The 24,974-nt window shown below is 62.5% G+C and carries 20 protein-coding genes and 1 pseudogene; 7 read left to right on the top strand and 14 right to left on the bottom strand.

Going from position 1 to position 24,974, the window contains the following annotated elements:
- Position 1 precedes the first annotated feature (1 nt).
- Positions 2-1,630: an AMP-binding protein gene (locus tag ACFPN2_RS36470; RefSeq protein WP_380605946.1), complete on the bottom strand. Its 1,629-nt coding sequence runs from the start codon at positions 1,628-1,630 to the stop codon at positions 2-4.
- A gap of 167 nt (positions 1,631-1,797) precedes the next feature.
- Between ACFPN2_RS36470 and ACFPN2_RS36465 the strand changes: the two genes are divergently transcribed.
- Genes ACFPN2_RS36465 through ACFPN2_RS36455 form a run of 3 tightly spaced genes read left to right on the top strand, consistent with a single transcriptional unit; the run spans position 1,798 to position 4,064 of the window.
- Positions 1,798-2,748 carry an acyl-CoA dehydrogenase family protein gene (locus tag ACFPN2_RS36465; RefSeq protein ID WP_380605944.1) on the top strand — a complete coding sequence of 317 codons (951 nt, stop codon included), beginning with the start codon at positions 1,798-1,800 and terminating at the stop codon, positions 2,746-2,748.
- A gap of 33 nt (positions 2,749-2,781) precedes the next feature.
- On the top strand, positions 2,782-3,474 hold the full coding sequence (locus tag ACFPN2_RS36460) for an SDR family NAD(P)-dependent oxidoreductase (protein ID WP_380605942.1): 693 nt from the start codon (positions 2,782-2,784) through the stop codon (positions 3,472-3,474).
- Entirely contained in the window at positions 3,471-4,064 is a 594-nt protein-coding gene (locus tag ACFPN2_RS36455; protein WP_380605940.1) for a TetR/AcrR family transcriptional regulator, read from the top strand. The genes ACFPN2_RS36460 and ACFPN2_RS36455 overlap by 4 nt, the downstream gene beginning before the upstream one ends.
- Here ACFPN2_RS36455 and ACFPN2_RS36450 read toward each other — a convergent pair.
- The 5 genes from ACFPN2_RS36450 to ACFPN2_RS36430 form a co-directional block, all read right to left on the bottom strand.
- Positions 4,052-5,722 carry an MFS transporter gene (locus ACFPN2_RS36450; RefSeq protein WP_380605938.1) on the bottom strand — a complete coding sequence of 557 codons (1,671 nt, stop codon included), beginning with the start codon at positions 5,720-5,722 and terminating at the stop codon, positions 4,052-4,054. The two genes, ACFPN2_RS36455 and ACFPN2_RS36450, sit on opposite strands and share 13 nt — an antisense overlap.
- A gap of 3 nt (positions 5,723-5,725) precedes the next feature.
- Positions 5,726-6,577, bottom strand: coding sequence for an alpha/beta fold hydrolase (locus ACFPN2_RS36445; protein WP_380605937.1), 852 nt, complete (start codon positions 6,575-6,577; stop codon positions 5,726-5,728).
- Complete coding sequence (locus ACFPN2_RS36440) at positions 6,574-7,011, bottom strand: nuclear transport factor 2 family protein (RefSeq protein ID WP_380605935.1); 438 nt, start codon at positions 7,009-7,011, stop codon at positions 6,574-6,576. The genes ACFPN2_RS36445 and ACFPN2_RS36440 overlap by 4 nt, the downstream gene beginning before the upstream one ends.
- Positions 7,012-7,033: 22 nt before the next feature.
- The gene (locus ACFPN2_RS36435) at positions 7,034-8,161 is read right to left on the bottom strand and encodes an acyl-CoA dehydrogenase family protein (RefSeq protein WP_380605933.1); all 1,128 of its coding nucleotides are present in this window, start codon (positions 8,159-8,161) and stop codon (positions 7,034-7,036) included.
- Between the two features lie 134 nt (positions 8,162-8,295).
- A complete protein-coding gene (locus ACFPN2_RS36430) occupies positions 8,296-9,099 on the bottom strand; it encodes an SDR family NAD(P)-dependent oxidoreductase (RefSeq protein WP_380605931.1) in 804 nt (267 codons plus the stop codon).
- A gap of 356 nt (positions 9,100-9,455) precedes the next feature.
- Between ACFPN2_RS36430 and ACFPN2_RS36425 the strand changes: the two genes are divergently transcribed.
- The 4 genes from ACFPN2_RS36425 to ACFPN2_RS36410 all read left to right on the top strand — a co-directional run bounded on the left by ACFPN2_RS36425 (position 9,456) and on the right by ACFPN2_RS36410 (position 15,982).
- Positions 9,456-11,825 carry a TonB-dependent receptor gene (locus ACFPN2_RS36425; protein WP_380605929.1) on the top strand — a complete coding sequence of 790 codons (2,370 nt, stop codon included), beginning with the start codon at positions 9,456-9,458 and terminating at the stop codon, positions 11,823-11,825.
- A 4-nt stretch (positions 11,826-11,829) separates the two neighbouring features.
- Positions 11,830-12,876 (top strand): alpha/beta hydrolase, encoded by a 1,047-nt coding sequence (locus ACFPN2_RS36420; protein ID WP_380605927.1) that lies wholly within the window; start codon positions 11,830-11,832, stop codon positions 12,874-12,876.
- An 84-nt stretch (positions 12,877-12,960) separates the two neighbouring features.
- Positions 12,961-15,159, top strand: coding sequence for an acyl-CoA dehydrogenase family protein (locus ACFPN2_RS36415; RefSeq protein WP_380605925.1), 2,199 nt, complete (start codon positions 12,961-12,963; stop codon positions 15,157-15,159).
- Between the two features lie 13 nt (positions 15,160-15,172).
- A complete protein-coding gene (locus ACFPN2_RS36410; protein ID WP_380605923.1) occupies positions 15,173-15,982 on the top strand; it encodes an enoyl-CoA hydratase/isomerase family protein in 810 nt (269 codons plus the stop codon).
- Between the two features lie 191 nt (positions 15,983-16,173).
- On the opposite strand, the gene ACFPN2_RS36405 is transcribed toward ACFPN2_RS36410, so the two are convergent.
- The 8 genes and pseudogenes from ACFPN2_RS36405 to ACFPN2_RS36370 form a co-directional block, all read right to left on the bottom strand.
- Positions 16,174-18,783, bottom strand: coding sequence for a bifunctional FO biosynthesis protein CofGH (locus ACFPN2_RS36405; RefSeq protein ID WP_380605921.1), 2,610 nt, complete (start codon positions 18,781-18,783; stop codon positions 16,174-16,176).
- A gap of 4 nt (positions 18,784-18,787) precedes the next feature.
- The gene (gene cofC / locus ACFPN2_RS36400) at positions 18,788-19,453 is read right to left on the bottom strand and encodes a 2-phospho-L-lactate guanylyltransferase (protein ID WP_380605919.1); all 666 of its coding nucleotides are present in this window, start codon (positions 19,451-19,453) and stop codon (positions 18,788-18,790) included.
- Positions 19,454-19,464: 11 nt separating this feature from the next.
- Entirely contained in the window at positions 19,465-20,472 is a 1,008-nt protein-coding gene (gene fgd, locus ACFPN2_RS36395; RefSeq protein ID WP_380605917.1) for a glucose-6-phosphate dehydrogenase (coenzyme-F420), read from the bottom strand.
- Positions 20,469-21,392 carry an LLM class F420-dependent oxidoreductase gene (locus tag ACFPN2_RS36390; protein ID WP_380605915.1) on the bottom strand — a complete coding sequence of 308 codons (924 nt, stop codon included), beginning with the start codon at positions 21,390-21,392 and terminating at the stop codon, positions 20,469-20,471. Before ACFPN2_RS36390 ends, fgd begins: the two co-directional genes overlap by 4 nt.
- A 16-nt stretch (positions 21,393-21,408) precedes the next feature.
- Positions 21,409-22,254, bottom strand: coding sequence for an SDR family NAD(P)-dependent oxidoreductase (locus tag ACFPN2_RS36385; RefSeq protein ID WP_380605913.1), 846 nt, complete (start codon positions 22,252-22,254; stop codon positions 21,409-21,411).
- Between the two features lie 47 nt (positions 22,255-22,301).
- Positions 22,302-22,643, bottom strand: a pseudogene (locus tag ACFPN2_RS36380) (sulfotransferase family protein); the annotation flags it as partial.
- A 112-nt stretch (positions 22,644-22,755) separates the two neighbouring features.
- Positions 22,756-24,222: an aldehyde dehydrogenase family protein gene (locus ACFPN2_RS36375; RefSeq protein ID WP_380605911.1), complete on the bottom strand. Its 1,467-nt coding sequence runs from the start codon at positions 24,220-24,222 to the stop codon at positions 22,756-22,758.
- 11 nt (positions 24,223-24,233) lie between these two features.
- On the bottom strand, positions 24,234-24,971 hold the full coding sequence (locus tag ACFPN2_RS36370) for an SDR family oxidoreductase (protein WP_380605910.1): 738 nt from the start codon (positions 24,969-24,971) through the stop codon (positions 24,234-24,236).
- Positions 24,972-24,974 lie beyond the last annotated feature (3 nt).

Genomic DNA, 24,974 nt, shown 5'->3' with positions numbered 1-24,974 from the left:
TTCAATGGCTCTGCGCGAGCGTCGCGCGAATCTGATGTTTCAGGACTTTGCCGGCGTCATTCTTGGGCAGCGAGTCCCAGAGGACCACTTGCTCGGGGAACTTGAACTTGGCCACGAGCTGCGCATCGAGAAATTCTCCGACGCTCGCGACTGTGGGCCCCGGCGCTCCCTTGGGAACAATGACAGCACAAGCTCGTTCGCCCGTGCGTGCATCGGGCAACCCGACGATGGCGACTTCCGCGATCTGCGGATGACCGATGAGAATATCTTCCACTTCCTTGGGAGAAATGTTTTCGCCGTTGCGAATGATGATGTCCTTGGCGCGACCCGTGACGACCAGATAGTCCCCATCCACCCAACGGCCGAGATCGCCGGTGCGGAAGTAACCTTCGGCATCGAACGTGTCGTTCTCGTCCTCGTTGTGCAGATAGCCGACCAGCATCTGCGGACCGCGAGCGTAGATCTCACCCTGGCCCGAGGGCGCTGACGAGTGATCGATGAGTTTGATGTCCGCGAAGCCGGCGCGCCCGTCGGTATCGGCGGCGTGAGCGACGTCGTTGCGATCGATCGCGCCAACGGTCGTCACCGGCACTTCTGACGAACCATAGACTCGAGAAACAATCGCTCGCTCGAAATATTCCGACGCGTTCCGAATCAGCGCCGGCGGCACCGAAGCGCCACCGCAGATGAAGACTTTCAAGCTGGGCACACGAGTGCCGACGCGTCGCGCGGCTGCGAGGATTTGCTCCAGGAAGGGCGTCGCACCGGCCATGTGAGTGCAGCCTTCGCGATCCATGATTCGCACGGCCTCGTCGGCGTCCCAGCGCTCCATCAACACCGCGGTGGTCCCGAGCAGCAGCGGACCTTCGAATACATAGATCGAGCCGCCGATGTGGCCGATGGGCGAGGGAACCAGAAACTTGTCACCCGGCGTCGCCAGCCAATGATTGCGCAGCTGCTGAATCAGCGCATGCAACGTGTTGTGAGTGTGCATGACGCCTTTGGGCCGGCCCGTCGTGCCCGACGTGTAAAGGATCATTCGAACTGCATCGGGATCGACCACCGGCAGCGAGGCGGTGGGCGATGCTTTCTCACGAACTAACGATTCGTAGGCGATGTGACCGGCGGGGTCGCCACGTAGCACCACGACGTCGGGCGGCGAATCGATCTGAGCGACCACTCGCGTCAACATGGCGGCGCATTCCTGCTGACGGAAGCGCGCGGGCACGAAGATGATTCGGGTGCCGACATCCTTCAGGATGAACTGCAGCTCGCGATCGCGCAGCGACGGCAGGATGGGATTCACGATCATGCCGGCCAACGTCGCGGCGAGATAGATGGTGGCGGCTTCGTGCCAGTTCGGCAGCATGAACGAAATCACGCTGCCCGTCGGTGCTCGCGCCAGCATGGCATGCGCCAGGGCCGTGGCTTCGGCATGCAGCGTTTCACAATCGATGTGACGCTCGCCGTCGATCAGCAGGATTCGCTTCGGGGTTTGCCGGGCCGCTCGCTGAAGCGCGTCGGCTAAGGTCTCGCGGACCCATTGGCCGCGTGCGTATGCCTGCGATGCCCGTTCGTCGTTCCACCGGAGGGACCGTCCGGCGATTAATTTGCGCTGTGTGCTCGGCATCGTTGCGGCCTTCTAGAGCCTGTAATGCTACTGGCGGAGGCGTCGGAGGGTCTTGATTACTGGCGACATTCGCGCAGCGTGCGGAGCCATGGGGGTGTCGTACAGCGTCAAGCCGCTTGTCGCGCCCGCTCCCTAAAATGCCTCAATTCTTACCATGAGGCAGTGCTTTGCAGGCCCAAACCCGCTATCACCCCGATGCCGAGCAGCTGGCGCTGGCGGGCACGATCGAGGAATCGCTCGACAGCCTGGTGCCGGTCGCCCGATTGCATTCGGCCGTTGAAGAAAGTGCCGATGCCTGGTCCAGCCTTCGGGATCTCGGCGTGTTCGGCATCAGTCTCGATGAAGCGCAGGGCGGCAGTGGGCTCGGCGCAGTGGAAGAAGCGCTCATCGTCATGGGGCTGGGCCGGCGCTTGGTATCGCCTGCCGTGCTCGCGACGATTGGCGCGGGGCCGGCGTTGGCTGCCAGCGGAAATAGGGACAAGAACGTCGCGGCTGCTTACCGGCGTGGTGATCGCACGGTCGTTGTGGACGAGTCGCAGGCCAGTCTCATCCTGGTGCGCGACGGTGATAGCGCCGCGCTCTACAACCGCACGCCGAGCCGAAGCATCGATCGTCGCTTGTGGCTCGCGGGCCTCAGCGAAATCGAAACTCCGCGTGAGCCGCTTGCCAGGCTTGATGCGCATGATGTTTTACGACTGCGTTTGATCGACGCCGCTGCTCTCGCCGGAATCGCCGCCGCCGCGCTCGATATGGCCGTTGCCTACGCTGGCATTCGCGAGCAATTCGGTCGACCCATCGGCACTTTCCAAGCCATCAAGCATCACTGTTCCAACATGGCGATGGCGGCGCGTTGCGCTCGCGATCAAACGAACTTCGCCGCGGTCGCATTAGACGATGAGCGTGACGACGCGGCGCTCCAGGTCGAATGCGCGCTGCTCGTGGCCGGTCAGGCGGCACTCGACAGCGCGGGCAAGAACATTCAGATCCACGGCGGCATTGGCTTCAGCGACGAAGCCGATCCACATCTGTTCCTCAAGCGGGCGCAGTTGCAGCTCGCGATCGCCGGCGGCCTCGAAGCGGCCAACGCCCGCATCGCCAACCTGCCGGCGAAGTGGTAGCGTCCCCGCCAGGGATTACAGGCGGAGCTCGATATGAATCTTTCCGGCAGGAAGATCGTCATCACCGGCGCGTTCGGCGCGCTCGGGACCAAGGTGTCAGCGGCTGTTCGCGCGGCCGGTGCGAGCGTTGCTTGCATCGACCACTCGCCGACGGCGAGAGCGCCGGACTCGTTGAATAACTGCGTGGTGATCGGCGGCGTCGACCTTACTTTGCCGGACGCGGCGGCTGCGGCGTTGAAGGCGGCCGCCAAACAGATGGGCGGGCTCGACGGCCTGGTCAATATCGCCGGCGGCTTTCGTTGGGAGAAGGTCGAGGGCGGCGGCATTGCCACGTGGGATCAGCTGTACAACCTCAACCTGCGTACTGCCGTGAATGCGGTGCAAGCCGCATTGCCGTTGCTCGGTAGCGAGCACGGCCGAATCGTCAATATCGGCGCCGCCGGTTCAATCAAGGCCGGCACTGGAATGGGCGCGTACGCCGCGTCCAAAGCCGGCGTCGCGAAGCTCACCGAGGCGCTGGCCGACGAGCTGAAAGACAAAGGCGTGTGTGTCAACGCCATCCTACCGAGCATCATCGATACGCCGGCGAATCGCGCCGATATGCCCGATGCGGATCCCGCTCGCTGGGTCAAGCCGGAGCAGATCGGGGACCTGGTCGTGTTCCTGTTGTCGGATCATTCCAGCGCGATCACTGGCGCGTTGATTCCTATCACGGGACGCGTTTGAGATCCGCCACCGCAAGCGTGGGATCTGCGCCGCGACGGCGCGTCGATGCGTCGAATAACCGGGTGCTGTTGCTCGATGCCGCCGAGCAGGTGTTTCTAACGGACGGCACGTCGGCGCCGCTGGATCTGATCGCGACTCGCGCTGGCGTGGGCCGGGCGACGTTGTTTCGTAATTTTCCCGACCGGCCGACCCTCATGCGAGCGTTGGTGGATCGCGCACTCGATCGGTTGCAAGCGCGGGAGCGCGCATTACGCGACGATCCAAACGCCTTTCTCGAGCTGCTGCGGTACTGCGCTGAGCGAATCGCGCTCAGTGCGCCGCTGGTCGAATACTGCCGGCGCATGGATCAGCGCGAGACCTCATACCGCGCCGCTGTTGCTCGCTACGTCAAAATATTCTCGGGCCCGATGCGTCGTTGCGTGAAAGCGGGTCTGTGTCGCCCAGACTTGCAGCCTGCGGATGTGCTGCTCTTGAGCTCGCTATTGAACGCGCGGGCCATCCACCTGGCGCATAAACGAAGGAAGCTGGCGGCTCGCAGTTGGGAATTGATGCTCGCCGCCGCGGGCATCGAGGACACTCACGGCGTGTAGATGCTGATCGGATCGCGACTCGGATCCGGTGTTTCCGCCCGCCAGCGCACTGACCCAAACGGTCGCTCCAACCGCCGACGCACGCGAGCGCCTGCGCCAGCAGTGTGAAACGCATCGGCCATCGTTTGCAGCTCGCGATCGGCGTGTGTGAAACGAGTGCGCAGGCGCAAATAGTCGGCCCAGGTCGGGCAGTGATAACGTTCCGTCCACAACTCCGGATCGGCGATGTCGCGCGACAGGGACCAATCGAACGCGCCGTTGCGTAGCCGAGTCCGCTGCATCTTCAGCATCACATCGTAAAACTGGCGGGCCGCGTCGGGATACACTCGATAATCGATTTCGATGACGATGGGACCGCTGCGTCCGGTGAGCGCCAGCCCGACTTCCGGCTCGTTGGCCAGCTCGACCATTTCAACGTCGGCCGTGGACACGGGCGGCATCGGTAATACCAAACCGATCAGCGGCGTGAGAATCAGCGTGATGCCGGATGCGATGAGCGCATGGCTCACGCCCCAGTCCGACGCGATCACGCCCCACATCCACGCGCCAATCGCGATGCCGCCGGTGAGCGACGCTTGGAACCACGCGATGGCTCGTGCCGTGACCCAGCGCGGCGCGGACAACTGCACGCCCACATTCAGCAGCGCGATGTTCAGCATGTAGGCTGCACCGGTGACCGACAGCGCAAGCGCGGTGATCACGATGTTCGTGCTGAGCGCGATGATGACGATCATCACACTGGCAACGATCGCGCACAGGCGAACGGCATTCTCGGGCTTCATCCGATTGCGCACTCCACTGACGACCAGCGCGCCCAGCACCGCACCGACCCCGTTGGCTCCGAGCAGCAGGCCGAAGGTGCTCGCATTGCCGGCGAGCAGATTGCGTGCGACCAGCGGTGTGAGCGCTGAGATCGACGCCGCCGCCAGTCCCAACGTAAACGCACGAACCAGCACGATGCGAATCGGCGGCGAGTGAATGGCGTAACGCGCGCCAGAAATGATGGCGCGATGGAGGCGTTCGGGCGGCAGCCGAGCGGGCACATGCTCCCGACGCCACAGAAAGAACGCCACGATGAGCGGCAGATACATCAGCGCGTTCACGGCGAACGCAGCCGTCGCACCGGCCGCCAGCACGATCAAGCCGCCCACCGCCGGTCCGAAGCTGCGAGCGATGTTGTAACTCACGGAGGCGAGTCCAACGGCGGCGGGCAGTTGTTCCGGTTTGACCTGTTCGCTCACCGATGCCTGCCACGCGGGTCCATACAGCGCGACGCCGACGCCGATCAGTGAGCTGAAACAAAGCAGCACCCACGGCGTCGTGAGGTTCAGCATCGCGATGGTGGTCAACGTCAGCGCGCAGATCGTCGCGAACGTGAGTCCGGCCAGCGCGATCTTGCGACGATCGAACATGTCCGCAATGGCGCCGGCAGGCACCGCCACGAGCATCAGCGGCAGCATCAACGCAGTTTGCACCAACGCCACCATGCTGGGCGACGAGGTGAGCCGGGTCATCTCCCACGCGGCGCCGACGCCTTGAATCAACTGTCCGAAGTTGGATAGAACGCTGGCCGACCAGATGCGCCGGAAGGTCCGTTCACGCAGCGGCTCGAATGCGGTCCAGCGCTGGGTCGGGGCCGAGTCTTCTGCTATCGCCATGCCTCAGCTACCGACCTGCTGACCGACTTGCCGGTCGATGAAGTCGAACACGGCTTCGTTGAATGCATCGTTGGCATCGCCGGCCACCATGTGATGCGCGCCGGCGATGTCGACGAACTCGGCATGCGGCACCATTTCAAGAAACTCACGTGCGCCTTCTTCGCTCACGATACGACTGCGGCTACCGCGGACGAGCAGGGTAGGGACGTCGATGGCGCGTGCGAAGGTTTCGAGAGGATTCGGTCCGTCGGTTTTCAGTTTTCCTTGCGAGTCCCGGCCCATGCGGATGAAGGCGGGATCCCAGTGCCAGTAGTAACGGCCGTTGCGAAGTCGCAGATTCCGTTTCAGGCCATTTGTGTTCTTCGGCGGCGGCCGGTGCGGCAAGTAAGCGGCCACCGCCGCGGCGGCTTCTTCGAGCGAGGCGAAGCCGTCGGGTGCGCTGTCCATGAATGCGATCACTTCGTTCGCGCCGCTCATTTCGACGCGAGCCGTGATGTCGACCAGCACGAGCCCTCGCAGTCGTGGCGGTGGCGCGGCGGCGACCATCATGCCGATCAATCCGCCGAGCGAGGCGCCGACGACGATCGGTTCGTCATCGAGTTGTTCGATCACCTGGCGAATGTCGCGGGCGAAGGTGTCCAGCGAGTATTCGCCATCGGGCGACCATTCGCTGTCGCCGTGACCTCGCAAGTCGACCGAGATAGCGCGATAGCCGCGTTGAACCGCTTCGGCTAAGGCGCCGGCCCAGCTCTGACGCGTCTGCCCGCTGCCGTGTAGAAACAAAAGGGTCGGAGCGTCGGTGGGACCGGCCGCGTCCGCGGCCAGATTCAAATTCGAGCCACGCAGTGTGATCATTTGGCGAGCTGCGTGTCGAGGTGCAGACGGGTCAGCTTCAGCGACGCGATCTTCCATTCGCCATTCTGTCGTACGTAACGTTCGTGATAATGGCCGTAGCCCGTGATCGATGCGAGGCCGCGGCGGGGTTCGTCCCATACGACGCGGTCTTGCATCGCCCAGATCACCAGCGCTTCGTCACCTTGCACGTCGATCTCGGGAGTGTGGACCTGATGCACAGTTCGCGCATTCCCGACGAGCGTTTGCACCTGTTGTAACGCTGCTTCACGACCGCGAATCACCGGCACCGACGTGCCCTCGCTCACATCGAGCACGAAGTCTTCGGTGAACAACGCACCGAACCCGGCCCAGTCCTTGGTGTCGAGCATCCTGCAATAGCGTGCTTTGACTTTGCTGATTGCGAGATGCGCTTCGAGCGCGGCGGTGTCGGCCATGGAATTTCCTAAGTGAGGGCGGTCATAGCGAGCGCGCGATGACCATGCGTTGAATGTCGGACGTGCCTTCATAGATCTGGCAGACGCGCACGTCGCGATAGATCTTGGCCAGGCCGAACTCTTCGAGATAACCGTAGCCGCCGAGTGTCTGGATCGCGCCGGAGCAAACGGCTTCCGCGGTTTCGGAGGCCACCAGCTTCGCCATCGAAGCTTCTTTCAAACACGGAGCGCCCGTGTCTTTGATGCTCGCTGCATGCAACACCAGCTGACGCGCGGCTTCGAGTCGGGCGGCGAGATCGGCGAGGCGGAAGCCGACGGCCTGGTGCTCGATGATGGCCTTGCCCATGGAGCGACGTTCCTTCGCATAGCCCGTCGCGATTTCCAGAGCCGCCTGCGCCATGCCGATGGACTGCGAGGCGATGCCGATGCGGCCCGCTTCGAGATTCGACAGAGCGATGCGATAGCCCTGGCCCTCCGCGCCCAGTCGCAGATTGTTTTCGACCTTCAGGTCGTCGAAGCGCAAGCTGCAAGTGTCGGACGCGAGCTGACCCAGCTTGTGCTCGACTTTATCGACGACGTAACCCGGGCGGTCGGTCGGCACGAGGAAGGCGGAGATGCCTTTCTTGCCCGCGTCGGGATCGGTGACCGCGAACACGATCGCGAGTCCGCCGATCTTTCCGGAGCTGATGAATTGTTTGCTACCGTTGATCACATAACCGTCCGCGACTTTGGTCGCTCGCGTGCGAATGGCGGAAGCATCCGAGCCCGCGTCGGCCTCGGTCAATGCGAACGCGCCGATGGTGCGGCCGTCGATCAAGTCGGGCAGATACAGGGCCTGCTGTTCCTCGGTGCCGTCCTTGATCAGCGCCGAAACGATCAGGCTGTTTTGAATGGACAGAATGGTCGAGAGCGCACCGTCGGCGGCAGCGATCTCCATCAGCGCCAGCGCATACGACACATAGTCGGCACCCGCGCCGCCTTTCGACTCGGGCGCGGTCATGCCCATCAGGCCCAGCCCGGCGAGCTCCTGGAACAACTCGGGCGGATAAGCGCGGGCGGCTTCGTAGCTCAATGCGTTGGGACGAATACGTTCTTGGGCGAACTCGCGGACGGAATCGGCAATGGCTTGCTGCGTGGCGTTGAGTAGCATCGGCGGAGTCTTCGGTAAACAGGACGAGAGCGTCAGGCCGCAAGGATGGCGAGGGAACCGCCCGGGTGCAAATGGCAGCGGGATTTGGCGGATTCCGTGCACAAAACCTGTCGCGTCCGATCAAGACCGCGCATTCATATTGCAAAATCATAGCCGCCATTCACGGGATAGGTTTGTCCGGTGATCCAGCTGGCCGCGTCGGAGCACAGGAACAGCGCCATGACGGCGACATCGTCCGGCTTGCCGAAGCGGCGGATCACATAACGGGACACGATGGCCTTCGCCTGCTCGCTGGCCAGGAACTGCTCCTTGCTGACCGGGTCAAGCGGAGGTTCCAGCGCGGACAACGAAATGGCATTGGCGGTAATGCCGAAGCGGCCTGCCTCGCGCGCGATGGCTCGTACGAAACCAGCGGCGCCGGCCTTGGCGGCGGAGTAGGCCGCGAGCCGTGCTTCGCCGACGCGCCCCGCATCCGAGACGATGGTCACGATTCTGCCTTTGCCTTGTGCCACCATGCCGGGCAACGCGACATGGCAACAGTTCATGACTCCTTGCAAGTTGGTGCGGAAGTATCGGTCCCAGTCGGCCGGCCGGGTCTCCCAGAACCAGGGCGAATGGCCCATCTGTGCATTCGGCCCCGCGTTGCCCGCGTTATTCACGAGCAATGTGATCGGGCCGAGCGTCGATGTGGCTGTGTCAATGGCTGCTCGAACCGACGCGTATTCGCCGACATCGGCGGTGACAGCGACGGCACGCACGCCGAGCGCTTCGATTTCGGAAGCCACGGCTTCAGCTCGCGCCGCGACGAAATCGTTGACCGCGATCGCGCCGGCATTGTGGTGTGCCAGCATCAACGCGATGCTCCGGCCCGCGCCTTGTCCCGCTCCCGTGACGAACGCGATCTGGCCGCCGAGATCGAGCGGATCGGTGCCGATCATCCAGCCTCCTCAAACATGCTCAAATTCGACCAATCGAACGTGCCCGACGCGCTCTTGACATTGGCGCGCCGCTAAGCGAGTCTGAGGTTAATCAACAGCGTTGTTGTTTACAACAAACGTTGCATGACCCAAACAAAAAGGGTGCGATCAGGACTTGCGAGCGTGACAGGGGGCATCGATGACACGCGGCGACTCGACGAATCCTCGTTCGAGCGCGCGTGACTCACATCACATTCCCTCTGAAGAAGCAGGTTCCCGGCAACGGAATGTGTGCCGGCTCGTGGGCATCCGAACGGTCGATGCGTTTCCGCGAAAACAGCCAGGGGTGATTCATGAGAGTTCGCAGGGGGAAATGTATGAGAGCCGGGACACTGAACCTGCTTGCAGGGTCGAGTCTGGCATTGCTTGCTTCTGCGGCCGGCGCGCAGACGCAGCCGGCCGCCGGAGCCGCCGCCAGTGCCGAGCCGAATTTCGGTCTGGAAGAAATCATCGTTACCGCACGTCGTAAAGCAGAAAGCCTGCAGGATGTGCCGCAGACCGTCGATGCTGTCACCGCCGATGAAATCGAGCGGCTCAGCTTCCAGCAATTCACCGATGTGCAGGCCATCGTGCCGGGCTTGACGCTCACCAGCGGCAGCAACGGTTACACCACGGCCGCGACCATCCGCGGCGCTTCGTTCCAGGTGGAATCCAGCGCCACGCCGACCGTCGAGTTCTATCTCAACGACGGCCCGATTCAGTCGGTGTTTCTATTCCAGTCGATGTACGACGTGGGTCAGATCGAAGTGCTGCGCGGTCCGCAAGGAACATTGCGCGGTCGTGCGGCCCCGTCCGGCTCGATCACCGTGACCACGCGCGATCCCGATCTGTCGGAGTTCGGCGGCTATGTGAGCACGATCGCGACCGACGAAGATTCGACGATGGCGCAGGGCGCGTTGAACATCCCGCTGGTCAGCGACACGCTGGCGCTGCGCGTCGCCGCTGTGTACGAAGACAACGAGTACGATCACGTCAAGAGCATCAACAACAGCGACGATCCGTCGCAGGAAACAAAGAGCGGCCGCGTGTCGCTGCGTTGGGAGCCGAACGACGCGGTGAGCGCGAAGCTCATGTATCAATACCTGGAGCGCGATCTCACTTCGTTCGACGGCTACGAGTCGTTCTATCTGAACCAGTCAGGTGCGCCGGTGGTGCAACCGACGATCCGTGCTGAAGATCGCCTGGGCATCACGGACGGTGCACGCACTTCCACCCAGAAGCTGGACATCCTCACCGGCCAGATCGACTGGCGTTTCGGGGGTCAGAAGCTGAGCTACGTCGGCACCTACACCACGTTCGATAACGTGGCACTCACGCCGCAGGACACCGGCAACGTCATTCCCAATTACGAGTTCTATCAGGACCTGCACGCGGAGTCGGAGCAGCGCACGCACGAGCTGCGTCTGGCATCCGAAGAGCGCCTGGGCGGCGTGTTCGATTACACCGTCGGTGCGTTCTATTCGGACTTCTCCAGCCCCAGCGATCTGACCAATCGCACCCTGCTGGCTCAGCCGATCGCCGCCTACACGTTGATGCCTCTGCGGATGTTCGAATCGCCGATTGCCCGGCGCAGTACTCTGGAAGAGGCCAGCGTCTTCGCCAATCTCACTTATCACCTGGGTGAGAAGACCGAATTCTCGGCCGGGGCGCGCTACATCGATTTCAAGTCCACCAGCTCGCTGGTCGTGGCCGGCAACAAGCTGTCCGATCTCGATGAGGACGAGCAGCCGGTAATCTGGAACGTGGCTGCCTCGCATCGCTTCACCGACGACTTCATGGCCTACGTCAACGTCGGCACGTCGTGGCGTTATGGACCGAGCGTGGTGGGCGTGTTCCGCCCGCTGGACAACACGCGGCTCGGTCAGTTCCTGAACCTGGACTCCGAAGACTCGACGTCGTACGAGCTCGGCTTCAAGGCGGATCTCATGGATGACCGGCTGCGGGTGAACGCGTCCGTGTTCCATCAGGACTACAAGGACTTCATCTACCGTGGCCCGTCGGTGTGGTATGTCAATTTCAGCCAGACCGGCCCGGTGCCTGCGCAATTCAACTTCGTCGCGAACGTCGACGCGAAGGTGGACGGCGCCGAGCTCGATGTGGCGTTCCAGGCTACCGAGAATCTCAATGTCGGCGTGACGCTCGCCTATGCCAAGGGCGAGATGGAAGACGGCGTGGTCGCGTGTAACGACTTCGACAGCAACGGCGTGCCGGACTTGTTCCCAACGGCACCCACGGTCCAGCAGATCCGTGATGCCACCGGCGACGAAGTGGGCGCTTGCACGGTCAACGACCGTCTGGCGTTCGCGCCCGACTGGACCGGCACGCTGCAGGCCGAGTACAAGTACCCCGTCACTCCGTCGATGGATATTTTCGGCCGCGGGCTGTACAGCTACTACACCAGCAACGAGCAGGATCCCAACAACATCTACGACAACGTGAGCTCTTACGGGTTGCTCAATGTGTACGCGGGCGTTCGTAGCAGCGATGGCGCCTGGGAAGTGTCGTTGTTCGCGCGAAACCTGACCGACACCACGGAAGTGTTGCGACGGGGCAATGGTCCTGAAGCCACGCCGTATACGAATACGGGTGGCCTCGGCACGACGCTGGCCGGCCCGTATCAGCTCGCGACGTATACTCCGCCTCGCGAGTTTGGTATCAGTCTGCGTTACGCGTTCGGTTCACGATAATGTGATGAGCACCCCGGCTGACTTCGGTCAGCCGGGGCTGCCGCCGATGCGGGGTTCGATGCGAGGACTCATGGCGGTGGAAATAAAACAAGTGCGCATTGGATGGCGCAGCCGGTTGCGCGTGAAGCTGCTGCGGACCTTCTTCAAGCCGATGGTGTCGCGCATGAGCAAGGCGTCGCCAGAACGCCTCGTGGCTATGCAAACGCGCGCTGCGGCCGGGCTGAAAAATAACTATTCCGGTTTACCGGCACGCTATGGGGTGCTCGGTGGCGTACCGGGACCGATGATTGGCGATCTCGCCGATCGAAACCGGCTTGCGATTCTTTATCTGCATGGCGGCGCCTTCGTTTTTCCCGCCTCGCCCAATCTGCAGGTCGAATTGATTGGGCGGCTGTGCAAGGATCTGGATGCTGTCGGCTTCATGCCCGACTATCGTTTGATCCCTCAGCATCCCTGGCCCGCGGCGCTCGACGATTGTGAGGGTGCTTATCGTGGCTTGTTGAACCTGGGCTTCGCGCCGGAACGCATCGTCGTGATTGGCGAATCGGCGGGCGGCAATCTGGTGCTTTGTTTGTTACAGCGCATTCGCAAGGCCGGGCTGTCCATGCCCGCGTGCGCGGTGCCGATCTCAGCAGTGACGGATCTGGCGCGCACCCATGCACCGCCTGCTCGTGGCTTCAATGCCAAACGCGAAGCTTTGATTCCTACAGGTTTCGCCTATCGGATGACGCAGTGGTACGTCCACGGTCAAGACGCTTCCAATCCAGAGATCTCGCCGCTGTTTGCCGACTACGCCGGCTTTCCGCCGTTGCATTTCCTCGTCGGCGAGGAAGAGTTCCTGCTGGACGACACGCTACTCGCGGCCGAGCGTGCGCGTGAAGCGGGCGTGGAAACGCAGCTCGATGTGTGGCCGGTGCTGCCGCATGCATTTCCAGTGTTCGAATCGATGTTCAGCGAGGCGCCGCAGGCGCGGCAGGACATGGTCGCTTTCATCCGCCGGCATGTCAGCCGGCGCAACGACAGCAGCAATGTGACCCCGTTGCGCGCGTAGTCAACACGACTGTTGACTAGCGGGGAAGCGACCGGTTAGGGTCGTTGCTTGCGGTATGACCATCGCGTCACGAGTCGTCCGTCCATGAATTTCGAGCTTTCCGAAGACCAGCAGCTGCTGCGCGAGACCTTCGCGCGCTATCTCAATGAACACAGCAGCATGAGCCGGGTGCGTGCCGCGCAGCCGTCCGGCTTCGATCCGGCGCTGTGGAGCGGGTTGGCGGAGCTCGGTGCGTTCTCCTTGCGCGTTCCCGAAGACGCCGGTGGCGTTGGGCTCGGGCTGCTCGATGCGGCCGTGTTCATGGAAGAAGTGGGCCGAACGCTGGCATCGGGTCCGATCGCAGAAACTTTGGTCGCTGCCCGACTGCTGGCGACGCTCGCTCCGAATGCGATGCTCGATCGCGTCCTGTCTGGCGAGGCCGTTGTGAGCATCGCGTTTCATAACATCGCGGATGAGCCGGTGCAGTGGGTTGCAGGCGGTGCCGTTGCCGATGCTGTCATTGCACGAGATGGCGATCGAGTCGTGTTGATTCAGATCCCGGCGAGCGTGCGTAAAACTGAAGCGAATCTGGCATCGACGCCGATTGCGGAGTTGCGCCTCGCCGATGGTGAGCGCTCGGTTCTTTCCAAGGACGAGTCCGGGCGCAAAGCGTTTGCCCAGGCCATCGAGGAATGGAAGTTGCTGATCTCGGCGGCGCTCGCTGGGTTGTCTCGCGAGGCTATTCGTCTTGCCTCGGCCTACGCGTGCGAGCGCTCGGCATTCGGTCAGCCCATCGGTACGTATCAAGCAATCTCACATCCGCTCGCGGATCTGAGCACCGACGCTGACGGCGGCAAGTTCCTCACCTGGAAGGCGATTCGAGATATTGCCGACAGCAAGGCCGGCGCGGGCGCGGAGATTTCGCTGGCCGCGTGGTGGAATATTGATACAGCAGGTCGTGCGGTCGCGCAGGCGTTGCATACGTTCGGCGGCTACGGCCTTACGACCGAGTACGACATTCATTTATATAACCTTCGTGCCAAGGCGTGGCCGCTGATCCTCGGTGATCCGGCGCGTTTGCTGGAAGAGGCCGGGCGGCGTCTCTATTCCGGCGAGCAGGTAGCACTGCCCGATGTCGGCGCGGTGACCATCGATTTTGATCTCGGCGCAGAGGCGCGCGAGCTCGCCAAGGAAGTGCACGCGTTCTTCGAGAAGACGCTGACGCCCGAGCTTCGAGCCAAAGCGCACTATTCTTTCGACGGGCACGACGCCGGTGTCCATCGCAAGCTCGCCGAGGCGGGGTTGCTGTTTCCGTCGTGGCCGAAAGAGTGGGGCGGTCGGCAGGCACCACCCTATGCGATGAACGCCTTGCATCAGGCTTGGGAAGAAGTGGGCTGGAGCAGTCATGCGATCAGCACGACCGGCCTGGTCGGCACGATGATCCGACTGTTCGGCAGCGATGAGCTGAAGAGCGAGGTGCTGACGAAGATCGTGTCTGGCGAAGTGGTGTGCAGCCTCGGTTACTCGGAGCCGAGTTGCGGGTCCGATGTTTTCGCCGCACAGACGCGCGCGACGCGCGACGGCGAGGGCTGGCGCATCGACGGTTCGAAGATGTTTACGAGCGGCGCCAACATTGCCGACTACGTCCTGATGCTGACGCGGACCAATCCCGACGTGCCCAAGCACAAGGGCCTCACGATGTTCATCGTGCCGCTGAAGAGCCCGGGTGTGAGCATCCAGCCGGTGTTCACGTTTCAGGACGAGCGGACCAACATTACTTACTACGATGGTGTGAGGGTCAAGGACAGCTATCGGCTCGGGCCGGTCGACGGCGGCACGAAGGTGATGGCCGGTGCGCTCGAGATGGAGCACGGCGGTGGCTTCTCCAAGAGTATGCGGCACATGGTGCACGCTGCCGAGGAGCTGTGCCGGGAGATTCAATATCGAGGCCGGCCTTTGATCGAAGACTCCGCTGCTCAGGTGCGGCTAGCGCGTTCGACGGCGCACGTGCTGCTTTCAGAAGTCATCGCGTATCGCGCCGTGTGGGCGGCGACACAGCGGCAGCCGAACGTAGGCTATGGACCAATGGCGAAGTTGTTCTCGTCGGAGAAGTTCTTGAAGGACTCGGCCGATTTGTTGAATCTCACCGCGCCATATTCGCTGTCCAAGCGCACCGGCCCGGCGGGATTTCTCAACCAGTGTTATCGGCACGCGCAGGGCACGACTATCTACGGCGGCACCAGCGAGGTCCATCGCAGTATGATCGCCGAACGCGGGCTGGGTTTGCCGCGTAGCCGAGCCTGAGCAGGAGACGAATGTGTCCGACGCTCCCCATCTACTGACCGAACAAGACGACGCGATTCTGATCGCGATCCTCAATCGACCGGACAAGCTCAATTCGCTGAGCGCCGAGACCATGGCGCTGTTCGAACAGGCCCTGCATCGGTTCCGCGATACGCCGGAGCTGAAGGTGATGCTCGTGCGGGCGACTGGCCGATATTTCTGTGCCGGTGCGGATCTGCGTGGCAAAGATGAAGGCGGCCCGGCGCGCACTGGATCGGCGATTCGGGAGAAGCATCGATTGCGATTGCATGGCATGCATCGCATTTACGATGAGATGGAAGCGATCGAGAAACCCATTGTCGTTGCTCACCACGCTGCCTGCGTGGGCGGCGGTCTGGAGTTGTCGTTGTCCTGCGATTTTCGCCTCGCCGCGAAGAGTGCGAGTTATGCGTTTCCTGAAGGGAAGTTCGGTGTGCTGCCGGCGTCGAACGGCGTGAGCCGCCTCGCGCGGATCATCGGCCCCCATTGGGCGCGCTATCTCATCATGGCGAACCTGCCCGCGAGCGCGGACAAGGCGCTGATCATGGGGTTGGTGCATGAAGTGTTTCCTGATGAGACGTTCTCTGAAGACGTGATGAAGTTCTGCCGTCATCTGGCACAGCAGAATGGCGAGCAGATGGGAACGGCGAAGATCGCCATCGAGCTGGCGCATGACGTCGGCCTTGCTCAAGCCCGGAATGTGGAGCGGATGGCGAATAGCGCGCTGATGCTCAATCCGGAGTATCTCGCTGGGATTGAGCGGTATATTCAGAGCTTTGGTGGTAAGAGCAAGGATAGGGAATAGTCAGCGGTAACGCCCGATGCAACAGCCCCGCAGCTAGCGCGCGACACGCCGCATCGGCTACGCCGAGCGGCGGCAACGCTCGATGCAATAGCCCCGCCGCTAGCGTGCGACACGCCGCATCGGCTACGCCGAGCGGCGGCAACGTTTACTCCGATGTGTTCGCGCGGCCTGCACTGGCTGCGTCGAGCGACTCACGCCACGACTCGCATCGACTTGCCCGAAACCGGCGCGTTGTACGGCTTGGTCAGTGGCGCCGCGCAGCGGGCGCGCTCGATCTGCTCTGCGTTCGCATTGGCGTACAGCGTCGTTCGCTGTCGGTAAGGACGGCCAAGTTCTGTAATGAGCTGTTGCATCTGACGGGGCTCGAGCTCCTGCCCATGCGTCGCGCCCGCCGCGCGGCTGATCGACTCGTTCATGAGCGTGCCACCCAGATCGTTCGCTCCAGCTTCGAGGCAACGCTGCGCCCACAGCGGCCCGAGCTTCACCCAAGACACCTGCACATTCGGAACAACCGGATGCAGCGCCAGCCGCGCAACCGCATGCATCAGTAACGTCTCTCTCAACGTCGGTCCCCTGCGCGCACGGCCGCGCAGATACATCGGTGCTTCCATGTGCACGAAGGGCAGGGGCACGAACTCCGTAAGCCCGCCGGTTTCCTGTTGCAACCGTCTCAGTAACAGCAGGTGCCTCGCCCAGTGCTCATATCCTTCGATGTGACCGAACATGATCGTCGACGTGGTCGGCAACCCAACCTGGTGCGCCTGAACGACGACATCCAACCATTCCCTCGTACTGAGCTTGTCCGGCGCGAGCGCGCGGCGAATGTCATCGTCCAGAATCTCCGCCGCCGTGCCCGGCAACGAACCCAATCCCGCCTGCTTCAGCTCAATCAAAAACTCCTGCACCGAGATGCCGAGCGTCTGCGCGCCGTGACTGACTTCGAGCGGGGAGAAGGCATGAATGTGAATCTGCGGCTGCGCCTGCTTCGCCGCACGGCAGATCTCTAAATAAGTGTGCCCTGTAAAGGAGGGATGAATGCCCCCTTGCATGCACACTTCCGTACCGCCCCGTTCCCAGGCTTCGCTGACGCGTCGGCGGATCTCATCGAGATCGACCAGATACGGCGCACCCCGCAGGTGCTCATGGGTGCGACCCTTGGAGAACGCGCAGAAACCGCACTTGTACAAGCAAACATTCGTGTAATTGATGTTGCGTACGACGGCGTAACTCACCGTGTCGCCAACGGCCTGGTGCCGAACCTCGTTGGCGACCCGGCAGAGGCGAGCGAAATCGGCGCCGCGCGCAGTGAAGAACTCGGCGATCTCGGTCTCGATCAGCTCATGGCCGGCAGCAGCGCGCTCAGCGAGTTCCGCGATTCGAGACCGACGCGGCGGCGAGGAGATCGCGCTCGTTGGCGTGGCGCACGTGAGCACCTGCGGCGCTGCTGAGATCGCCGGCACCTGGCGCGGCACATTGCACAGATGTGGCGCTATCAAGATCGCCATCGCCGAACTCGGCACATCACGCAGATCATCCGCAGATGGGGCGGATGTCGCCATCGCCGAACTCGGTATATCACGCAGATCATCCGCAGATGGGGCTGATATCGCCATCGCCGAACTCGGCACATCCCGCAGATCATCCGCATTTGCCGGTTCCGGCGCCCCGGCGCACCACCGCCCAACGCGAGCCCAACCCGCACCATCGGATAACTTCAGGACCGGCGCACGCAACTCATCAACGAGCCATTCCTGACTACGGCGCACATAGCTCGGATAAACCGTCAGCCGCTCAACCAAATCGCAACCCGCGCGCGAAGTCTCCGCCGCGAGCCGATCGAGATGTGGCCAGGGTGCTTCTGGATTGACATGATCGGGCGTGAGCGGCGACACGCCGCCCCAATCGTTGATGCCAGCCGCGATGAGCTCCGTCAAATCGCCGCCATACAAATTCGGCGGCGCTTGAATGCTCATCCGCGCACCGAACATCAAGCGAGCGACGGCGATCGTCCAGCACAGATCATCGGTGGAAGGCTCCGGCGCGTGCTGCATCTTGGTGCCAGGCTTCGCGCGAAAGTTCTGAATGATGATCTCTTGCAGATGACCGTAGCGATCGGACAGGTCGCGCAATGCCAGCAGGGCATCGATACGCTCGCGGCGCGTCTCGCCGATGCCAATGAGAATGCCGCTGGTCATGGGAATGCGGGCCTCGCCGGCCAGCCGCAATGTATCCAATCGTCGCGACGGCACTTTATCGGGCGAGCCAAAATGCGGGCCGCCACGCTCGCACAGCCGTTCGGACGCCGATTCCAGCATGATGCCCATCGACGGCGCGACCCGTCGCAGTCGAGCAAGATCCTCTGCATTCATCAGACCGGGATTGAGATGAGGCAGCAGCCCGGTCTCGCGCAAGACCAGTGCGGCGACATGTTCCAGATAGGTCAAGGTCGTTTGAAAGCCGAGCTCCGCCAATGCATCGCGCGCCCGCGCATAGCGCAGCTCAGGCTGATCTCCCAACGTGAACAGCACTTCCTTGCAACCCAGTGCCGCGCCATCTCGCACAATTCGAAGGACGTCATCTGGAGTGAGATACGGCGTCGATAGATGACTCGGCGTCTTGGCGAAGGTGCAGTAGTGACAAACGTCGCGACACAGCTGCGTCAGTGGCACGAAGACCTTGCGCGAATAGCTGACGCGCATTCCCCAGCCCTGCTCACGGAGATCCGTAGCGCGAGGCACAAGCGTGCGCCAGTCATCGTGCGCCAGGAGTTCATAGCACTGTTCCGAGTTGGGCAGCGTCATCGCATCACCCGACGAGCGCCGCGTGCAACGGCGCATGCACCGGAACCAGGAGATTTTTCGAACGGTCGCTTCCCTGGCTGCGTAAGTAGTCCAAGTCGTCGACACAATCCAGATCCAGTGCCAACTCTTCGCTCTCGATCACGCTCGTAGCAATGCCCGCCGAACGGGCGGCGCTCAAATGTCGAGCGAAGCTATCAGCGCCAAAGCGCGGTGCTAATACCTTTGGAGGAGAACAAAGCAGCGCATTCGTTCCTTCGCGCCGACGATCAGGTGCAAGCACAACGTGCTCACTCGACAGCTGGGCTTCGAAGATCGCATCCACCGCGCGGGCGGTGATCAACGGCAGATCGCCCGGCACCATCAGCACGCGCTGAGGCTGCATCGTCTGCAAGATCTGCAGGGCCAGATCGAGCGCAGGTGACATCCCGACATCCGCCTCCTGCATGATGGGCACCGCGCCGATCGATCTGGCAAATGCGGCGACCTTGTGACTCGACGTCACCACAGCGACGGCATCGACGCTCTTGCTGGCAGTCAAAGCGGAGATTACCCGTTCCGCGAGCGAGAAGAACAGCCGCCGACGTTGCTCGGCATCGAGCGCCCCAGCCAGTCGCGACTTGGCGCGCTCGCTCGACTTCAGAGGAACCAATGCCCAGGTCGATGCCGACATACGAGCGCCCGTCATCCGAACGTCGCCCGCAGGCGCGGGGCGAGCTGTTCGCCGAAGAGTTTCAGAAAGCGGCCCTGATCCGGGCCCGGTGCATGAAACACCAGATGATTGAAGCCGAGCTCCACATACTTGCCGACCCGTTGCACGGTTTCATCCGGATCGTTGCTGACAATCCAGCGCGAGGCGGCGCGTTCCACCGGCAGGGCGTCAGCCAATCGCTCCATTTCCAGCGGATCTTCGATGTTGAGCTTTTCCTCGGGCCGCAGTGCCAGCGCGCCCCAGAAGCGCGTGTCCTGCAGCGCCCGCTCGCGATCGGTATCGAACGACAGCTTGATTTCAATCATGCGATCGAAGGCTCGCGGAGTGTTGCCGATGCCGGTATGCAAGCTGGGCAGCAGCGTTTGCGTGTACAGGTCCCATGACTTGCCGCTGGTGCAAATGAAGCCGTCGCCGTGTTCGCCGGCAAACTTCGCCATGACGGGCCCCGCGGCGGCGATGTAGATAGGAACGGGTAACTCAGGCCGATCGTAAATCGTGGCGTTCACGGTCCTGTAGAAAGTGCCCTCATAGGTGAGTTGTTCCTCTCGCCAGAGTCGGCGAATCAAGTCCACCGCTTCTTTGAAGCGGGCAGTGCGCTCCTTCTGCTCGGGCCAAGCCATGCCGCTCGCGGGAACTTCATTGAGCGATTCGCCCGTGCCCGCGCCCAAGGCAACGCGGCCTGGAAACATCGCGCCTAAGGTGGCAAATGCCTGCGCCACGATCGACGGGTGATAACGGAAGGTCGGCGTTAGCACGCTCGTGCCGATGAGAACGCGCGACGTTCGTGCACCCAACGCGCCGAGCCAGGCCAATGAGAACGGCGCATGTCCGCCGGTGTGTCGCCAGGGCTGAAAGTGGTCGCTGATCCAGACCGAATCGAGACCCACCGTCTCAGCGAGCACGGCGTAGTTCAGCAACTCGGTCGGTCCGAACTGCTCCGACGACGCCTTGTAGCCTAACTTCAGCGGTGCTGGATTCATGGACGAGCGTTGGGAACTTTGCTCAACACGGCGGCGCCGAAGCGTTCCGCGAGCTCGCACCACTCCGCGCGCGTGCTGGCTTGCACATGCACGGCGGCGCCGACGACACCCAATTCCCGCAGCTTGCCGATCTTTTCCAGCACCGCTTCGGCGTTGAAGTGACGATCGACAGCACTGAGACTGCCGAGGATGATTTCTGGCGGTCGCTCGCGACCTACTTTCTCACAGTGATCGCGCAGGTACTGAAGGGCGACCGCGAGATCCTTCTCATCCGTCATCGGCGCCGTGCGCGAAGTGGTCGACACACCCGGTGCTGTAAAGAAGGGATACCACGCGTCGCCTTTCTCCACCGCGCGACGGATCGCGCGATGTGAGTTGCCGCCGATCAGCAAGGGCGGATGCGGTGTCTGCACGGGGCGAGGAAGGACACGACTGCCTCGGGCCTCGTAATTGGTGCCTTTGAAGGAAAACTCATCCGCGGTCCACGCCGCCTTCAGTGCGTCGATGTATTCGTCGACGATCTCGTTCCGCCGCTCGAAGTCGACGCCGAGCGCGAAATACTCGCCCTTCATATAGCCTGCGCCAATGCCCAACGTCACTCGCCCGCGCGAGAACACGTCGAGCGTCGCGACCGCTCGCGCTGTGATGAACGGGTTGCGATAGGGCAGGACCAGAATGCCGGTCTGCAATCGCACGGTGCGCGTGGCCATCGCCACCAGCGACAGCATCACGAACGGGTCCTGCGCGTGATGACCGCCGGCATCGAGCCATTTTCCCGAGGGGCAGGGATGATCGGTGACATTGCAACCAGCGAAACCGACGCGCTCCATCACCGCGCCGATTTCCATGACGGCCTCGGGCGTCAGGAACTCATCGCCGTCGTGAAACTGATCGAAGGGCAGAGTGACATTGATGCGCATGTTGGGTCATCCGTGCTTACGGCGTGATGTCTCCGGTGAGCGTCCACTTGCCGGCTTTGTTTCGCAGCCAGCCGCTCGACGCCCAGGCGCCACCGTCGACCGGTATTACCGTTCCAGTCACATAAGCGCTCATTGCCGACGCAAGAAACAAAGCGACTTGTCCGCATTCGGTATCGATGCCGGGTCGGCCGAGCGGAATACGTCGCGCGGCCGCGGCTTCCTGCTGTTCGGTGGGCTGAATCCACTTCGTCGGATCGACAGGGCCTGTGAAGTTGCCACGCAGGCCGGGTGTAACGGTGTAGTCGGGTGCGATGGCATTGACGCGAATGCCGTGGTCCGCAAGCTCCAGCGCCATGGTGCGAGTGAAGTTGAGCATGCCGGCCTTACACGCCGCATAAACCGCGAAGTTTGGAGCGGCACGCGATGCTTCGATGCTGCTCACGTTGATGATGGAGCCGCCGCGACCGCCGCTGATCATCACGGGCACCGCTGCCGATGTGGCCGCGAACATGCTCACGAGATTGAGATCGATGTGGCGCCGCCAGGATCGTTCGGACTGCTCGAGAAACGGTGTCGGCTTGGCGCCGCCCGCGTTGTTCACGAGGATGTCGATACGACCGAACTTCTCGCTGGCCGTGGCGATCAGCGCTCGAATCTGATCGATCTGTATCACGTCGGTCGGGATGGGTAACGCGCGCCGGCCCATCTCGCGCACACGAGCGGCCGTTTCGTCGCAACGCTCGGGGACGATGTCTGCAATGACGATATCGGCGCCAGCGGCCGCGAGCGCCAATGCAGTCGCGCGACCGATGCCGGCTCCGCCGCCCGTGATGACGGCCACTTGATCCGTGAGTGCGCTCATCGGGTGATCTTGTCCTTGCGCGAGGAGCGCTCGATCATTCCGTACGTTTCTTCGCCGTTCCATCGATAACGCGCGTTCGGATCTTCAGCCAGCAAACATGAGAGCGCGGATGAACCGGTGCGAGGCAGGCCGAGGCCGATCAACGGCGCTCGAATGACCACCTGCTCGATTTCGGGATGACGGCGATACCAATCTTCCAGCTGCAAGCGCTGCTTCAGGTGGCCGACGATTCGATGGCGTAACACAGCTTCGCCGAGTGCGTTGAGTCGCGCCTCGGTGCGCAGGGCGCGAACCGGAATTTTCAGCCCTTCCAGGAAGTCGTCCGCGCCGAAGTCATCGAGATCCGTCTCGGCCCGGGCGGCGTCGAGTAATTCTTCGTAATCCCCCACGGCGGTCTCCTGCGCTGTGCCTACGAGGCTGTGTCAGCAGGGCGCCGGATGTATCGACAGTTGACGACAGGAAAGAGGGCGACGCAGGCGTACTCGCCTACGTCGCTCGATCTCAGGCGCGAATGCCGATCGCTTTTGTTTCCAAAAACTCCTCGATGCCTTCGCGGCCCCATTCGCGGCCGATGCCGCTGGACTTGTACCCGCCGAAGGGCAGGTCGCCCGTGATGCTGACGCCGCCGTTCACGCTGATCGAACCGGTGCGAATGCGTTTCGCCATGCGAATGGCGCGGTCCTTGTCGCCAGAGAAAATGGCGCCGCCCAGTCCGTATTCACTTTCGTTGGCGATGCGGATGGCGTCTTCGTCGTCCTCGTACGGAATCACCACCAGCACCGGGCCGAAGATTTCTTCCTGCGCGATGCGCATGTCATTGCGCACGTCGACGAAGCAGGTCGGCTCGACGAAGAAGCCGCCGCCTTTGTCGGTGCGCACCTTGCCGCCAGCCAGCAAGCGAGCGCCTTCCTGTTTGCCGATCTCGATGTAACTCATCACGCGATCCATCTGCCGACGTGAGATCACGGGGCCCATGATGCAAGTGGGCTCGTTGATGTCGCCCCATTTGCTGGCGAACCCCGCGTAGCCCATCTCCAACGCCTTGACTGCTTCCTGATACCGGCTCTTCGGCACGAGCAGTCGTGTCGGATACGCGCAGCCCTGGCCGGCGTGGAAGACGACCATGCCGCCCATCACGGTTTGCGGGAAGTTGGGCGCGTCATCGAGAATGATGTTGGCCGACTTGCCGCCCAACTCGAGGAACACTCGCTTCAGTGTGGCTGCGCCTTTTTCCATCACGCGACGGCCGATGGCGGTCGAGCCCGTAAAAGAGATGAGATCCACGCGTGGATCGGTGACGAGCATTTCGCCGGCCATCGCTGGATCGGCGGACGTGATCACGTTGAATACGCCCGGCGGTAGGCCGGCTTCAGCAGCGAGCTCGCCCATGTATGCGCCCATCAACGGCGTGTCGGGCGCGGGCTTCAGCACGACCGTGCATCCAGCCAACAGCGCGGCGATGACTTTGCCGATGTTCACATACAAAGGAACGTTCCACGGCGTGATGGCGCCGACGACGCCCACGGCCTCGTGCGTCACGATGCGATTCGTATCGAAGCCGTACTCCCGACGCGTGCCACGATCCTCTTCCCACTTCACCAGCGGGAAACATTCGAGCAGGCCGTCCATACCGAACAACGCGCCGTCCACCTGGGCACGCGCGGCGGCGCCGATGGCGGAACCTGCTTCGTATCGGGAGATGTCGACCAGCTTCGACCGGTTGGCATAGAGCAGGTCGCGATATTTCTTCATCAGCTCGAAACGGAACGCGTGGTTGGTCGACCAGTTGGTCCGATCGAAAGCACGGCGGGCCGCGACGATCGCCGCATCGACGTCTTCGCGCGAGGCATCAGCGGCCTTGCCGACCACCTCGCCCGTCCAGGGGCCGACGTTGTCGTAAGTCTTGTCGCCGGTGGCGCGCCGAATGACGCCATCGATATAGAGTTTCGCTTCCGGAAGCATCGTCATATTTGTGTCCTCTAACCAGCTTTGCGCGCAGACAGGGTGACCAGCGGCGAATGCAGGTCAGGGGGCAGATCGACCAACGCGCGGAAAATGTTCGTGACGGAGGTGAATTGAGTGATGGGCCGCTCGCGCAGATTGATGCCGGCTTCCATCGCAGCCTTGGCGAAGCGCATCTGTGCGGCGGGATCCGCGTTCCAAACCTTGCCTGGTTCCATCATTTGCCCCGCGCGCACGCAGGTGACGCGTATGCCGTTCGGCTCCAGTTCCTTATGCAGGCCGGAGCAGAAACGCTCGAGTCCCGCTTTCGTGGTCTGGTACATCAGCAGATGCGGGAAGGGCATCTCGACGGACTCGCTGCTCACACTCAGGATGTGACCGCCGCGATTCATCATCGGAATGGCCGAGCGTACACACAGGATCGCGCCGCCGAGATTCGTAGCGAGCGTGCCCATGATCTGCTCGTCGGTGGCGTCCGCGATCAAATAGGGCTCGAAGATCGCCGCATTATTGATCAGCACATCGATGCGGGGATGGCGCCTGGCAATTTCCGCGAACGCTGACTTCACCGACTCGGGAGAAGCAACATCGCAGCCGACGGCCATGGCGCGGTCGCCGATCTCCTGCGCAGCTGCCTGCACTTTCGCAAGCGTGCGACCGAGCAGCACAACGTTGTCGCCATCGGTTGCGAAGCGACGCGCGAGTGCGCGGCCAAGGCCGACACCGGCGCCGGTTATGACTATTACTTTGGACACGAT

Origin of the sequence: Steroidobacter flavus, assembly GCF_042651805.1 — a bacterium.
Lineage (GTDB): Bacteria > Pseudomonadota > Gammaproteobacteria > Steroidobacterales > Steroidobacteraceae > Steroidobacter > Steroidobacter flavus.
The sequence above is the reverse complement of the archived record's forward strand: the minus strand, read 5'-3'. Positions and strand labels throughout refer to the sequence as shown.

Excerpts from the sequence above, each read along its gene's own strand:
- ACFPN2_RS36375 (WP_380605911.1), bottom strand. The coding sequence starts at position 24,222 with ATGACGATGCTTCCGGAAGCGAAACTCTATATCGATGGCGTCATTCGG.
- fgd (WP_380605917.1), bottom strand. The coding sequence starts at position 20,472 with ATGAATCCAGCACCGCTGAAGTTAGGCTACAAGGCGTCGTCGGAGCAG.
- ACFPN2_RS36420 (WP_380605927.1), top strand. The coding sequence starts at position 11,830 with ATGAGCACCCCGGCTGACTTCGGTCAGCCGGGGCTGCCGCCGATGCGG.
- ACFPN2_RS36470 (WP_380605946.1), bottom strand. The coding sequence starts at position 1,630 with ATGCCGAGCACACAGCGCAAATTAATCGCCGGACGGTCCCTCCGGTGG.
- cofC (WP_380605919.1), bottom strand. The coding sequence starts at position 19,453 with ATGTCGGCATCGACCTGGGCATTGGTTCCTCTGAAGTCGAGCGAGCGC.
- ACFPN2_RS36385 (WP_380605913.1), bottom strand. The coding sequence starts at position 22,254 with ATGAGCGCACTCACGGATCAAGTGGCCGTCATCACGGGCGGCGGAGCC.
- ACFPN2_RS36425 (WP_380605929.1), top strand. The coding sequence starts at position 9,456 with ATGAGAGCCGGGACACTGAACCTGCTTGCAGGGTCGAGTCTGGCATTG.
- ACFPN2_RS36405 (WP_380605921.1), bottom strand. The coding sequence starts at position 18,783 with ATGACGCTGCCCAACTCGGAACAGTGCTATGAACTCCTGGCGCACGAT.
- ACFPN2_RS36415 (WP_380605925.1), top strand. The coding sequence starts at position 12,961 with ATGAATTTCGAGCTTTCCGAAGACCAGCAGCTGCTGCGCGAGACCTTC.
- ACFPN2_RS36430 (WP_380605931.1), bottom strand. The coding sequence starts at position 9,099 with ATGATCGGCACCGATCCGCTCGATCTCGGCGGCCAGATCGCGTTCGTC.
- ACFPN2_RS36445 (WP_380605937.1), bottom strand. The coding sequence starts at position 6,577 with ATGATCACACTGCGTGGCTCGAATTTGAATCTGGCCGCGGACGCGGCC.
- ACFPN2_RS36435 (WP_380605933.1), bottom strand. The coding sequence starts at position 8,161 with ATGCTACTCAACGCCACGCAGCAAGCCATTGCCGATTCCGTCCGCGAG.
- ACFPN2_RS36450 (WP_380605938.1), bottom strand. The coding sequence starts at position 5,722 with ATGGCGATAGCAGAAGACTCGGCCCCGACCCAGCGCTGGACCGCATTC.
- ACFPN2_RS36390 (WP_380605915.1), bottom strand. The coding sequence starts at position 21,392 with ATGCGCATCAATGTCACTCTGCCCTTCGATCAGTTTCACGACGGCGAT.
- ACFPN2_RS36460 (WP_380605942.1), top strand. The coding sequence starts at position 2,782 with ATGAATCTTTCCGGCAGGAAGATCGTCATCACCGGCGCGTTCGGCGCG.
- ACFPN2_RS36440 (WP_380605935.1), bottom strand. The coding sequence starts at position 7,011 with ATGGCCGACACCGCCGCGCTCGAAGCGCATCTCGCAATCAGCAAAGTC.